The following is a 12,687-nucleotide window of genomic DNA, read 5'->3' on the forward strand; positions in this document are numbered from 1 at the left end:
ACAGCTACACGTTGAATCTGAACTCGACGACGTCTCCGTCGGCCATGACGTAGTCCTTGCCCTCCATACGCACCTTGCCCGCGGCCTTGGCCGCCGCCATGTTGCCGGCTTCCACCAGGTCGTCGAACGAGACGACTTCGGCCTTGATGAAGCCCTTCTCGAAGTCGGTGTGGATCACCCCGGCGGCCTTGGGTGCGGTATCGCCCTGGTGAATCACCCACGCACGCGCCTCTTTTGGCCCGGCCGTCAGATAGGTCTGCAGCTTCAAAGTGTGAAAACCTGCCCGCGCCAACGCATCCAGCCCGCGTTCGGTCTGCCCGATCGACTCCAGCAGTTCGGCCGCCGACTCGTCGTCGAGCTCTTGGAGCTCTTCCTCGATCTTGGCGTCCAGGAACACCGCATCAGCCGGCGCGACCATCTCCCGCAATGAGGCAACCCGCTCGGGATCGGTGAGCACCGACTCGTCGCAGTTGAACACGTACAGGAACGGCTTGGTGGTCAACAGGTTCAGCTCACGCAACAGCTCCGAGTCGACCCTCTTACCCGCGGCGAACAGCGTGGTGCCGTCGTTCAGCACCTGCTGGGCGGCCACCGCCGCCTCGTGCACGGGCTTGCGGTCCTTGTTGTTACGGGCTTCCTTCTCCAACCGCGGCACCGCCTTCTCCAGCGTCTGCAGATCGGCCAGGATCAGCTCGGTGTCGATGACCTCGATATCGGATTTCGGATCCACCTTGCCGTCGACGTGGACAACGTCGTCGTCGGCGAACACCCGGACCACCTGACAGATCGCGTCGCACTCACGGATGTTCGCCAGGAACTTGTTGCCGAGGCCCGCCCCCTCAGAAGCGCCCTTCACGATGCCGGCGATGTCGACGAAGGTGACCGGCGCCGGCAGGATCCGCTCGGAACCGAAGATCTCGGCCAGTTTTCCCAGCCGCGGATCGGGCAGCGGAACCACACCCTCGTTGGGCTCGATCGTGGCGAATGGATAGTTGGCTGCCAGCACGTTATTGCGGGTCAACGCATTGAACAGGGTGGATTTCCCCACATTGGGCAGACCGACGATTCCGAGGCTGAGGCTCACAGGGAACACAGTCTAGGAGAAAGCTGCGGCACACCCCTCGGCTCGCCGTCCCGCTGTCGGTCCTCATTCAGTCAGAACCGGTACGGTCTACGTGTGTCAGCACAGCGAGCCAGGTCGTCAGTTGCGGCCGGGAATCGCTCGGCGCATCCGAATCTTCCCGGCGTGCCCTGGTGGGGTGCGGTCCTGATTGCTGTGATCGCCACCACAATTGGATTTGCCTTCGACGCCGGCTCGGGCAACAAGGATCTCGGAAACGTCTTCGCCGCGATGTACGCCGTGGGCTGCGTGGCCGCGGTGCTGGCCGTCCGGCAGTCGAGCATCTTCACCGCCGTCATCCAACCGCCGCTGATCCTGTTCGTGGCCGTGCCCAGTGCCTACTTCGTGTTCCACGGTGCCGAGTTCACCGGCATCAAAGACACCCTGATCAACTTCGGCTACCCGCTGATCGAGCGCTTCCCGCTGATGCTGTTCACCTCGGCCGGCGTGCTGCTCATCGGATTGGTGCGCTGGTATTTCGCGATGTCGGGTCACTCGGCGCCTGCCGCCCCCACCGACGCCAACGACGACGGAGCACCCGGACTGTTCGCCGGCCTGGCCGCCAAGTTCACGTCGGCCTTCCAGCGCAGTACCGCCGACGAGGACGCCGAAGAACCGCCCAAGCACGGCATCGAGCGCCCCGCCACCGCCAGGAGACAGGCCCGTTCGGGCCGGCCAGACAAGCGGCCCGCACCGACTCGCTCCCGGCACGCCCGTCCCCCGCTGGAGGACATCACCGAAGCGCCGGAGCGTTCCCGCCGGACCTCGTCGGCCGACACCCCGCGACGCCGGCGCCAGCCGCGCGACCCGAACCGCGTGCCCCCGTCGTCGCGTCGCGAACCCCGCGAACCCCGCGAATCGCGGATGCCGCGCGAACGCCGCGACCAGTACGGCGAACCCCCGCAGCGCAGCAGCCGGTTCGAGCCGTACGAGGCGTACCCGTCCTATGAGCCGTACCCGCCCTACGAGCCGCCGCCACGCCAGCGCCCGCCCGGCCGGGCCAACGGAGACAGCGGCTCCCACCATCCGGTGTCACGGGTGCGGTATCGCGGCGACGGCGAGGATGGCCAGAGCCAACGGCCCCGGCGCCGCAGGAGTGAATGGGACTCCGAGTCCTGGCCCTCCGACCGCTGACGGCCTAGCCGCGGGCGGGACGGATCTCCCGGGGCAGTGCGAACACCAGGGTCTCGTTGGCGGTGGTCACCGATTGCACAGTGCCGTACCCGTATTCGGCCAACCGGTCCAGCACTCCGCGCACCAACACCTCGGGAACGGACGCGCCTGACGTCACGCCGACCGTGGTGACCCCGGACAGCCAGGCTGAGTCGATGTCCTCGGCGTAGTCGACCAGTTTGGCCGCGGTCGAGCCGGCATTCAGCGCGACCTCGACCAGGCGCACCGAGTTCGACGAGTTGCGCGAGCCGACCACGATCACCAGGTCGCACTCCGGGGCCATCGCCTTGACCGCACCCTGGCGGTTCTGGGTGGCGTAGCAGATGTCGTCGCTGGGCGGGTCCTGCAGCGTGGGGAACTTCTCGCGCAGGCGGCGCACCGTCTCCATGGTCTCGTCGACGCTCAGTGTCGTCTGGGACAGCCAGATGACCTTGTTGGGGTCACGCACCGTGACCTTGTCGACGGCGTCCGGGTTGTCGACGACCTGCACGTGGTCGGGTGCCTCACCGGCGGTCCCGACGACCTCTTCGTGGCCCTCATGGCCGACGAGCAGGATGTCGTAGTCGTCGCGGGCGAACCGCTTGGCCTCGTTGTGCACCTTGGTGACCAGCGGGCAGGTGGCGTCGATGGTCTTGAGATTGCGCGCCGCGGCCTCCTCGTGGACCGTCGGCGCGACACCGTGGGCGGAGAACACGACGATGGCGCCCTCGGGCACCTCATCGGTCTGCTCGACGAACACCGCACCGGCCTTGGCCAGGGTCTCCACCACGTAGCGGTTGTGCACGATCTCGTGGCGCACGTACACCGGCGCCCCGTGCTTCTCCAATGCCCGCTCGACGGTTTCGACGGCACGGTCGACACCGGCGCAGTAACCGCGCGGCTCGGCCAGCAGTACCCGCTTGCCGCCAGTTCCCGGGTCGCTTCGCTCCTGCCCTCCGGAGACACCACCGACCACCGAGCTCGCGACACCAGGAATCCCCATGTTGACGGTAGGCGGCATGGTTTCCAGGGTACGTTCCCGCAACGTCGCCGGGCCAGCCGTAGGCTGTGGGCCATGGCAACAGCACCATATGGGGTTCGTCTGCTGGTCGGCGCCGCCGTGACGGCGCTGGAGGAAACCCGCAAACTGCCCCAGACCATCCTGATGTACCCGATGACGGTCGCCAGCAACATCGCGCACATCGTCATGAAGGTGCAGCAAGACCTCGCTGACCTCGTCATCAAGGGTGACTCCGCCCTGGAGAACATCTTCCCGCCGAAGGACGAGCAGCCCGAGTGGGCGACCTTCGACGAAGACGAAGCCGACGACGGGCCCGTGCTGGACGGCGAGCGGCTCACCGAAGGCCGTTTCGCGCTGTACACGGTGACCGACGGCGTCGAGACCAAGGCCGAGACCAGGTCCCCGGCCGCCACGACGACGGCGACCGCGCCGGAGATCGTCGAGGAGCTCGACTACGAGTCGCTGACGCTGGCTCAGCTGCGCGCCCGCCTGCAGTCGTTGAGCGTCGCCGATCTCGAAGCACTGCTGGCCTACGAGGAAGCCTCCAAGGCCCGCGCACCGTTCCAGACTCTGCTGGCCAACAGGATCACCCGCGCGTCCGCCAAGTGACCAGCGCCCAGGGCAACTCTGCGGAGAACCCGTACCCGGTCCGTGCGGTGGCCATCCGCGTGGCCGGCTGGATCGAGAAGCTGGGCACCGTGTGGGTCGAGGGTCAGCTGACCCAGATCAACGTGCGCAGCTCGACGGCGTTCATGGTGTTGCGCGATCCCGCGGCGAACATGTCGCTGGACATCAGCTGCCCGCGCGATCTGGTCCTCGCGGCCCCGGTGAAACTCACCGAGGGCACTCAGGTCGTGGTCTGCGGCAAACCCACCTTCTACACCGTGCGGGGCTCATTTTCGTTGCGCGTCAGCGACATTCGTGCAGTCGGCGTCGGTGAGCTGCTGGCCCGCATCGAACGGTTGCGCAAGCTGCTGGAAGCCGAGGGCTTGTTCGACCCGCGCCTGAAACGCAGGCTGCCGTTCCTGCCGTCGACCGTCGGGCTGATCACCGGGCGGGCCAGCGCGGCCGAGCACGACGTGACGACGGTGGCGGCAGCCCGCTGGCCGGCGGTGCGTTTCGCGATCCGCAACACCGCCGTGCAGGGCGTCAACGCGGTGGCGCAGATCGTGGAAGCTTTAGCGGCGCTGGATTCCGATCCCGAGGTCGACGTCATCGTGATCGCCCGCGGCGGCGGCAGCGTGGAAGACCTGCTGCCGTTCTCCGACGAGACCTTGTGCCGCGCGATCGCCGCCTGCACCACGCCGGTGGTCAGCGCGGTCGGCCACGAGCCCGACAACCCGCTCTGCGACCTGGTCGCCGACCTGCGTGCGGCCACCCCCACCGATGCCGCCAAGAAGGTGGTGCCGGACACCGCCGCCGAGCTGGCCCTGGTCAAGGAGTTGCGGCAGCGCAGCGCGCAGGCGCTGCGCAACTGGGTGGGCCGTGAGCAGCGCAACCTGACCCATCTGCGCAGCCGCCCGGTGCTGGCCGATCCACTGCGCGGGCTGGCCCAGCGCGGCGAGGAGATCGAACGCGCCCGCGCCGCGGTGCGCCGCGACGTCAAGCGGCTGGTCGCGGTCGAATCCGACCGGATCGGCCACCTGGCCGCGCGGCTGGCCACGCTGGGCCCGGCCGCGACGCTGGCGCGTGGCTACGCCGTGGTCCAGACGGCAGACTTCAACATTCTTCGCACCACCGCCGACGCACCGGCCGGGACCCGGCTGCGGATCCGGGTCGGTGACGGCGCGATCGGCGCCACCAGTACGGGCCCGACGGATGGAGCCGCATGAGTAGGTCTGACGAAATGAAGCCCATTAGTGAGCTTGGCTATGAAGAGTGTCGCGACGAGCTGATCGACGTCGTTCGGGTGCTCGAGCAGGGCGGGCTCGATCTCGATTCGTCGCTGAAACTGTGGGAACGAGGCGAGGAACTGGCACGACGCTGCGAACAACACTTAGCCGGAGCCCGCAAACGCATTGAGGATGCGCTGGGCGCACGCGACGACGAAGAGGACTGATCGGTCCGGGCCGATTACCTGCGACATTGGAAAACTGGAACGTGTTTCAGTTATCCTCGCGGCCATGGGTGACTCCGCGATGACGACTGACCTCGGCCGCGTCCTGGTGACCGGCGGCGCCGGTTTCGTCGGCAGCAATCTGGTGACCGAGCTGCTCGAGCGCGGACACTTCGTCCGCGCCTTCGACCGGGCCGCCTCGGCGCTGCCGCCGCATGAGCGCCTCGAGGTGCTGCAGGGCGACATTTGTGACACCGCGACCGTGGCCGCTGCGGTCGACGGGATCGACACGATCTTCCACACCGCCGCGATCATCGACCTGATGGGCGGGGCGTCGGTCACCGACGAGTACCGCAAGCGCAGCTTCGACGTCAACGTCGGCGGCACCAAGAACCTGATCCACGCGGGGCAGGCGGCCGGCGTCAAGCGCTTCGTCTACACCGCGTCCAACAGTGTGGTCATGGGCGGGCAGACGATCGTCAACGGCGACGAAACCATGCCGTACACATCGCGATTCAATGACCTCTACACCGAGACCAAGGTCGTCGCCGAAAAGTTCGTGCTGAGCCAGAACGGGGTGGCCGGCCTGCTGACCTGTTCGATCCGCCCCAGCGGTATCTGGGGCCATGGCGATCAGACCATGTTCCGCAAGCTGTTCGAGAGTGTGATCGCCGGCCACGTCAAGGTTTTGGTCGGCAACAAGGACGCCAAGCTGGACAACTCCTACGTGCACAACCTGGTGCACGGGTTCATCTTGGCCGCAGAGCATTTGGTGCCCGGAGGCACCGCGCCAGGGCAGGCGTATTTCATCAACGACGGCGAGCCGATCAATATGTTCGACTTCTCCCGGCCGGTGGTGGAGGCGTGCGGCGAGAAGTGGCCGACCTTCTGGATCCCCGGCGGCTTCGTCCACGCACTCTTGACGGGCTGGCAATGGCTGCACTTCAAGTTCGGGCTTCCCAAGCCGCCGCTGGAACCGCTTGCGGTGGAACGGGTGTCCATCGACAACTATTTCTCCATCGACAAGGCCCGCCGCGACCTTGGCTACCAGCCGCTGTTCACCACCGAGCAAGCGCTGAAGGAATGCCTGCCGTACTACACCGGGCTCTACGCCGAGATGAAGGGCTAAGACGGCAGTTCGGTCGGCAACTATGGCTGGGCCGGAGTCAACATCGCTTTCGTGACGACCTGCCCGTAGGCGGTCTTCTGCTCGCGGGTCAGTGTCGGGGCGAACACCACGACGATGTCTTCGACCTGCAACATGTCCGGCACCCCGGCGGCGTAGATCTCCGCACGGCCGGTGCTGGGGAATTTCAGGATCGACACCGTGTCGGTGTCGGTCGCCACCACGCAGCCTGCCTCCGGACAGCGCGTCGACGTGGTGTCGCGCGGATTGAGCGCGGGCAGCTTCGCCTTGGTGATGGCGCCCAGCACGGTCGCCACAGAGACGTCGTTGAGCATCACCGGGACCCGCGCCGCATTCACCGCCGTGCCATGCGAATCGTGGTGACCACAGCCCACAAGCACCACAACCGGCAGGAGCACCGCCAGGCCACATCGCCTCCGCATCCCACCGAGAGTAGCGATTGCGGGAGTTCGTGCATTGTTGGCCAGAAGCGGAGCCCCACCCGCCGATCGCGCCTAACCTCGAAACATGCCTGGAGGAAAACCGAACATCTTGGTCATTTGGGGCGACGACATCGGGATCACGAACCTCAGCTGCTACAGCGACGGAGTGATGGGCTACCGCACGCCCAATATCGATCGCATCGCCAACGAAGGCATGCGCTTCACCGACTCCTACGGCGAGCAGAGCTGCACAGCCGGCAGAGCGGCGTTCATCAGCGGCCAGAGCGTGTACCGCACCGGGATGAGCAAGGTCGGCATTCCCGGCGTCGACATCGGGTGGGCCGCCGAGGACCCGACGATCGCCGAACTGCTCAAGCCGCTGGGCTACGCCACCGGCCAGTTCGGCAAGAACCACTTCGGCGACCTGAACAAGTACCTGCCGACGGTGCACGGCTTCGACGAGTTCTACGGCAATCTCTATCACCTCAACGCCGAAGAAGAACCCGAGCAGTTCGACTATCCGCACAAGGATCAGTTCCCCAGGCTCTACGAGAAGGCACTGCCGCGGGGGGTGATGGACTGCAAAGCGACCGCCGAGGTCTCGACAGAACCCGACGACGAAAAATTCGGTCCGATCGGCAAGCAGACCATCGTGGACACCGGGCCGCTGACTGCCAAGCGGATGGAAACCATCGACGACGACATCGCCGATCGCACTGTCGATTACATCCGTCGCCAGCACGACGCGGGTAACCCGTTCTTCGTGTGGTGCAACTTCACCCACATGCACCTGTACACCCATCTCAAACCCGGCAGCAAGGGGCAGGCCGGGCTGTGGCAGTCGGAGTACCACGACGCGATGATCGACCACGACAAGAACGTGGGCACGGTGCTGGACGTCCTCGACGAACTGGGCATCGCCGACGACACCATCGTCATCTATTCGACCGACAACGGCCCGCATCGCAATTCGTGGCCCGATGCCGGCACGACGCCGTTCCGCAGCGAGAAGAACACCAACTGGGAAGGCGCCTACCGGGTGCCGGAGATGATCCGCTGGCCGGCAAAGATCAAGGCGGGCAGCATTTCCAACGACATCATCCAGCACCACGACTGGCTGCCAACCCTGCTGGCCGCCGCCGGCGATCCCGACGTCAGCGAGAAGCTGAAGAAGGGCTATCGGATCGGCGACGTCGAATACAAGGTGCACATCGACGGTTTCAACCTGCTGCCGTACCTGATGGGCGAAGTGGAGCACAGCCCGCGCCGGGGATTCTTCTATTTCAACGACGACGCCCAGTTGGTGGCGATGCGCTTCGAGAACTGGAAGATCGTGTTCGCCGAACAGCGTTGCCAGGGCACGCTGCAGATCTGGGCGGAGCCGTTCACCGAACTGCGGGTGCCCAAGCTGTTCAACCTGCGTACCGATCCGTTCGAATACGCCGACATCACGTCGAACACGTACTACGAGTGGTTCTTGCGCCGGGACTTCTTCGCCTTCTACGCAACGGCGATGGCGGCGGCGTTCCTCGACACGTTCAAGGAGTTTCCGCCCCGGCATCCACCGGCCAGCTTCAGCATCGACCAGATCGTCAAGAAGCTCGACGAGTTCTTGGCGGCCGACTAGATGCTGCAGTCGTGGACCGACGGGCCCACAAAGTCGGCACTTGTCGAGTTCGTCGCCCGTGCGGTCGATTCGGTGGCCCCCGAGGGACGTGTCGCCGTCTTCGACAACGACGGCACGTTGTGGTGTGAGAAACCGGCCTACATCCAGCTCGACTTCCTGGTGCGCCGGATCGCCGAGCAGGTGGCCGCCGATCCCGCGCTGGGCGCCGAGCAGCCCTATACCGCCGCGGCCGCAGGAGATCTGGCGTGGTTCGGGGATGCCGTCACCAAGCATTACAACGGTGACGACTCCGATCTGAAACTGCTTGCCGGTGCTGTCCTTTCGGCCAACGCGACGATCACCACCGAGGAGCACGCCGCGCGGGTGCAGGCGTTCTTTGCCGACGCGAAGCATCCGACGCTGGGGCGGGCGTACACGGCCTGCGGATATGCGCCGATGGTCGAATTGTTGCGCTATCTCGAGTCGTTCGGCTTCACCAACTACATCGTCTCCGGCGGTGGCCGCGACTTCATGCGGCCGGTCACGACGGCGATGTACGGCGTGCCCCCGGAGCGGGTGATCGGCAGTTCAGTGGGGTTGATTTTCGACGACGGTGAATTGCTCACCACGGCGCAGCCGGAATTCCTCAACGACGGCCCGGTCAAGCCGGTCCGGATCTGGGGACGGGTGGGCCGGCGGCCGATCCTCGCGGTGGGTAACTCGAATGGTGATATCGAGATGCTGCAGTACACCGCGGCCGGAGCCGGGCCGTCGCTGGCGATGCTGGTCTGCCACGACGACGCCGACCGCGAATTCGCTTACACCGCAGGCGCAGAGAAGGCCCTCGATCATGCCGGGGCGCTCGGCTGGGTCCGGGCCAGCATGCGCGACGACTGGCGAACCGTCTTCGGTGACTGACGCCAACCTGGTCTGGATCCCCGGGCAGACCGCCGTGTTGGGATCCGACCGGCACTACCCGGAAGAAGCACCGTCCCGCCCGGTCACCGTCGACGGCTTCTCGATTCAGGACCGTCAGGTCACCAACGCCGCTTTCACCGAATTCGTCTCGGCGACCGGCTATCTCACCGTGGCCGAGCGTCCGCTGAATCCCGCTGACTATCCTGGTGCGCCCGCCGTCAACCTGCAACCGGGCTCGATGGTGTTCCGCCGCACCAGCGAACCCGTCGACCTGCGCCACCTCAGCCAGTGGTGGACCTGGACACCCGGCGCCTCGTGGCGGCATCCGCTGGGCCCGAACTCGTCGATCGACAAACGCGCCGCACATCCTGTCGTCCACGTCGCCTATGAGGACGCCGAGGCGTACGCGGCCTGGGCAGGGCTGGCCTTGCCGACCGAGGCCGAATGGGAGATCGCCGCTCGTGGTGGCCTGGACCAGGCCGACTACACCTGGGGCGAACACCCCGAATTCCCCGGCCAGCGGCTGGCGAACTATTGGCACGGCGAGTTCCCGTGGCGTCCCGAACCCGGCTACGGCCGCACCACCGAAGCCGGGGCCTTCCCACCCAACGACTACGGACTGTTCGATATGGCCGGCAACGTGTGGGAGTGGACGACCGACTGGTACGGCGGGACCGAGGCCGCCAGCTACGACCCGGCGCAGCCGCAGTTCACCGTCCCGCGCAAAGTCGTCAAGGGCGGGTCGTTCCTGTGCGCGGACAGCTACTGCAAGCGCTACCGCCCCGCCGCGCGCCGGCCGCAGATGATCGACACCGGGATGAGTCATATCGGCTTCCGCTGCGTGAAGCGTTCAGACAGCACTTAGAGAGACATTTCCGAAGATTTTTCGCTCTGAGTACTGCCTCAACGGGACGCGTGGTCGAATGTGGGCATGACAGATCATGATTCGGAGTTCGACTGCGAACAGCGCCAGCGCAACGTTCACGCCGTTCGTGCCGGGATCGAAGCGTGGGGCAGCGGAACTGGCTCGCCGTTTGCCCTGTTGGCGGACGACGTCAGTTGGGAGATAACCGGCAACTCCGACGTAGCCGGCATCTACTCCAGCAAGGCAGAGCTCATGACTCGGGTCATCGTCCCGCTCGCAGCCCGGATGTCTGCTCCGCTGATTCCGGCCATCCGCGCGTTGTTCTCCGACGGCGACACCGTTATCGCGCTGTTCGATGCGGAGGGCACGGCGCGCGATGGCCGCCCGTACTGCAACAGCTACGCGTGGTTCATGCAGTTTCGCGGCGACCGCGTCGCCAAAGTGACGGCCTTCTACGACAGCATCGCGTTCAACGACCTGTGGCGACGAGTCACTCCCGTGGTTGACTAGAACGCGTTCCAGATCCTGGGAGGGAGTTCGATGTCCGACGCTGTGCTGGTAACCGGCGCGTTCGGCTTGGTGGGAAGTGCCACGGTCAAGCAGTTGGCGGCCGCGGGCCGTCATGTGGTCGCCACCGACCTCGAGACCGAGGCGACTCGCAAGGCCGCCGCCGATCTGCCCTCGGGTGTGCAGGTCCGCTGGGCCGACCTCACCGACCCGGCCGCGGTCGAGAAACTGCTGGCCGAGGTCTCCCCGACCGCGGTGATCCACCTGGCCGCGGTGATCCCGCCGCTGTGCTACGCCAAGCCCGCACTGGCCTACAAGGTCAACGTGGGGGCGACCGCGAACCTGGTGAAAGCCGCTGCGGCACAGGACAAACCACCGCGGCTGGTGCAAGCGTCCAGCATCGCCGTCTACGGGCCGCGCAATCCGTACCGCATCACCGATGTACTCACCGCACAGACACCGGTCAATCCGTACGACAATTACGGCAAGCACAAGGTCGAGGCCGAGGCGATAGTGCGGGCGAGCAGCCTGGACTGGGTGATCCTGCGCCTGGGCGGCGTGCTGACCACCGAACCCAACCTGGGCATGGATCCCAACCTGATCTTCTTCGAAGGCGTGTTGCCGACCGACGGGCGGCTGCAGACCGTCGACGTCCGCGACGTGGCGTTCGCGTTCGCCGCGGCGACCACCGCCGATGTGCTGGGCCAGACACTGCTGATCGGCGGCGACGACAGCCACCGGCTGCGGCAGGGTGACATCGGATCGGCGACGACGGCGGCGATGGGCTTGGTCGGCGCGCTGCCGCCGGGGCGCAAGGGCGACCCGAACGACGACGGCGGCTGGTTCGCCACCGACTGGATGGATTCGGCGACCGCCCAGCAGGTGCTCAAGCATCAGCACTACTCCTGGCCGGACATGCTGACCGAGACCGCCAACAAGGTGGGCTGGAAGCGTTACGTGTTCCGGGTCATCGCGCCGGTGGCCCGCGAGTTCCTCAAGCGCCAGTCGCCGTACCACGGCCGGCCGCCGGGTTATGGCAACCCGTGGGAGGCGGTGCGGCGCAAGTGGGGTGCTCCGGAGAACGACGGGAAGGTGTCATGAGCGAGCGGGTAGCAGTCATCATCGGCGGTGCCTCCGGGATCGGCTGGGCGACGGCGCAGACGCTGGCCGCGCAGGGCGCGCGGGTGACGATCGCCGACCGAAACACCGATTTGGCGCAGGAGCGTGCGGCGACGCTGGGCGAGCCGCACACCTGGGTGGCCGTGGAGGTGACCGACGAGGCCTCCGTGGCAAAGCTTTTCGACGATGTGGTGGCCCGCGAGGGTGGGCTGCACGTGGTGGTGAACTGCGCGGGGTTCAGCGGGTTCGGGGTCATCACCGAGCTGGATGTCGAGCAGTTCCGGTCAGTGGTGGACGTTTGCCTGGTCGGTGCGTTCCTGGTGATCAAGCACGCCGGACGTCACCTCGGCGAGGGCGGCGCCCTGGTGTCGCTGACGTCGCTGAACGCTCGCCAGCCGGCGATCGGGATGAGCGCCTATTGTTCGGCCAAGGCCGGGCTGTCGATGCTGACACAGGTGGCGGCACTGGAGTTGGGACCGCGCGGGATCCGGGTCAACGCCGTCGCACCGGGGTTCGTGCACACGCCGCTGACGGAGGGCGCGGCCGTGGTGCCCGGGGTCGTAGACGAGTACGTGGAGAACACCGCGCTGGGCCGGGCGGGAACGCCGCAAGACATCGCCGATGCGGTGGCGTTCTTGTGTTCACCGCAATCGTCGTGGCTGACCGGGGAGATCCTCGATCTCAATGGTGGGGCGCATCTGAAGCGCTACCCCAACATTGCCGAACATCTGACCCGGCTGATGAATCAGTAGTT

The 12,687-nt window shown here is 66.3% G+C and carries 14 protein-coding genes; 11 read left to right on the forward strand and 3 right to left on the reverse strand.

Annotation, left to right across the window (positions count from 1 at the left end; all coding sequences use genetic code 11):
- Nucleotides 1-4 precede the first annotated feature (4 nt).
- The gene (gene ychF, locus HPC46_RS16815) at nt 5-1,084 is read right to left on the reverse strand and encodes a redox-regulated ATPase YchF (RefSeq protein WP_179471843.1); all 1,080 of its coding nucleotides are present in this window, start codon (nt 1,082-1,084) and stop codon (nt 5-7) included.
- Nucleotides 1,085-1,177: 93 nt separating this feature from the next.
- Between ychF and HPC46_RS16820 the strand changes: the two genes are divergently transcribed.
- Nucleotides 1,178-2,254, forward strand: a complete 1,077-nt coding sequence (locus HPC46_RS16820) for a DMT family transporter (protein ID WP_179471845.1) — start codon at nt 1,178-1,180, stop codon at nt 2,252-2,254.
- A gap of 4 nt (nt 2,255-2,258) precedes the next feature.
- Here HPC46_RS16820 and HPC46_RS16825 read toward each other — a convergent pair whose 3' ends face one another.
- Nucleotides 2,259-3,293 carry a 4-hydroxy-3-methylbut-2-enyl diphosphate reductase gene (locus tag HPC46_RS16825; RefSeq protein WP_179471847.1) on the reverse strand — a complete coding sequence of 345 codons (1,035 nt, stop codon included), beginning with the start codon at nt 3,291-3,293 and terminating at the stop codon, nt 2,259-2,261.
- Nucleotides 3,294-3,347: 54 nt separating this feature from the next.
- Here HPC46_RS16825 and HPC46_RS16830 point away from each other — a divergent pair, with 54 nt between their 5' ends.
- Genes HPC46_RS16830 through HPC46_RS16845 form a run of 4 tightly spaced genes read left to right on the forward strand, consistent with a single transcriptional unit; the run spans nt 3,348 to nt 6,478 of the window.
- Entirely contained in the window at nt 3,348-3,902 is a 555-nt protein-coding gene (locus tag HPC46_RS16830) for a lipid droplet-associated protein (RefSeq protein ID WP_179471849.1), read from the forward strand.
- Nucleotides 3,899-5,125 (forward strand): exodeoxyribonuclease VII large subunit, encoded by a 1,227-nt coding sequence (gene xseA / locus HPC46_RS16835; RefSeq protein ID WP_179471851.1) that lies wholly within the window; start codon nt 3,899-3,901, stop codon nt 5,123-5,125. The genes HPC46_RS16830 and xseA overlap by 4 nt, the downstream gene beginning before the upstream one ends.
- 14 nt (nt 5,126-5,139) lie before the next feature.
- Nucleotides 5,140-5,352 (forward strand): exodeoxyribonuclease VII small subunit, encoded by a 213-nt coding sequence (locus tag HPC46_RS16840; protein WP_179471947.1) that lies wholly within the window; start codon nt 5,140-5,142, stop codon nt 5,350-5,352.
- Nucleotides 5,353-5,404: 52 nt separating this feature from the next.
- Entirely contained in the window at nt 5,405-6,478 is a 1,074-nt protein-coding gene (locus HPC46_RS16845) for a 3-beta-hydroxysteroid dehydrogenase (protein ID WP_179471949.1), read from the forward strand.
- Nucleotides 6,479-6,498: 20 nt separating this feature from the next.
- On the opposite strand, the gene HPC46_RS16850 is transcribed toward HPC46_RS16845, so the two are convergent.
- Entirely contained in the window at nt 6,499-6,918 is a 420-nt protein-coding gene (locus tag HPC46_RS16850) for a hypothetical protein (RefSeq protein WP_179471853.1), read from the reverse strand.
- An 85-nt stretch (nt 6,919-7,003) separates the two neighbouring features.
- Between HPC46_RS16850 and HPC46_RS16855 the strand changes: the two genes are divergently transcribed.
- The 6 genes from HPC46_RS16855 to HPC46_RS16880 all read left to right on the forward strand — a co-directional run bounded on the left by HPC46_RS16855 (nt 7,004) and on the right by HPC46_RS16880 (nt 12,685).
- Nucleotides 7,004-8,545: an arylsulfatase gene (locus HPC46_RS16855; RefSeq protein WP_179471855.1), complete on the forward strand. Its 1,542-nt coding sequence runs from the start codon at nt 7,004-7,006 to the stop codon at nt 8,543-8,545.
- Entirely contained in the window at nt 8,546-9,442 is an 897-nt protein-coding gene (locus HPC46_RS16860) for an HAD family hydrolase (RefSeq protein WP_179471857.1), read from the forward strand. It abuts the gene before it with no gap.
- A complete protein-coding gene (locus HPC46_RS16865) occupies nt 9,435-10,307 on the forward strand; it encodes a formylglycine-generating enzyme family protein (RefSeq protein WP_179471859.1) in 873 nt (290 codons plus the stop codon). Before HPC46_RS16860 ends, HPC46_RS16865 begins: the two co-directional genes overlap by 8 nt.
- A 66-nt stretch (nt 10,308-10,373) precedes the next feature.
- Nucleotides 10,374-10,817 carry a nuclear transport factor 2 family protein gene (locus HPC46_RS16870; protein WP_179471861.1) on the forward strand — a complete coding sequence of 148 codons (444 nt, stop codon included), beginning with the start codon at nt 10,374-10,376 and terminating at the stop codon, nt 10,815-10,817.
- A 30-nt stretch (nt 10,818-10,847) separates the two neighbouring features.
- The gene (locus HPC46_RS16875; protein WP_179471863.1) at nt 10,848-11,915 is read left to right on the forward strand and encodes an NAD-dependent epimerase/dehydratase family protein; all 1,068 of its coding nucleotides are present in this window, start codon (nt 10,848-10,850) and stop codon (nt 11,913-11,915) included.
- Nucleotides 11,912-12,685 (forward strand): SDR family NAD(P)-dependent oxidoreductase, encoded by a 774-nt coding sequence (locus HPC46_RS16880; protein ID WP_179471865.1) that lies wholly within the window; start codon nt 11,912-11,914, stop codon nt 12,683-12,685. The genes HPC46_RS16875 and HPC46_RS16880 overlap by 4 nt, the downstream gene beginning before the upstream one ends.
- Nucleotides 12,686-12,687: the final 2 nt, after the last annotated feature.

It is taken from the genome of Mycolicibacterium vinylchloridicum, assembly GCF_013404075.1.
GTDB lineage: Bacteria > Actinomycetota > Actinomycetes > Mycobacteriales > Mycobacteriaceae > Mycobacterium > Mycobacterium vinylchloridicum.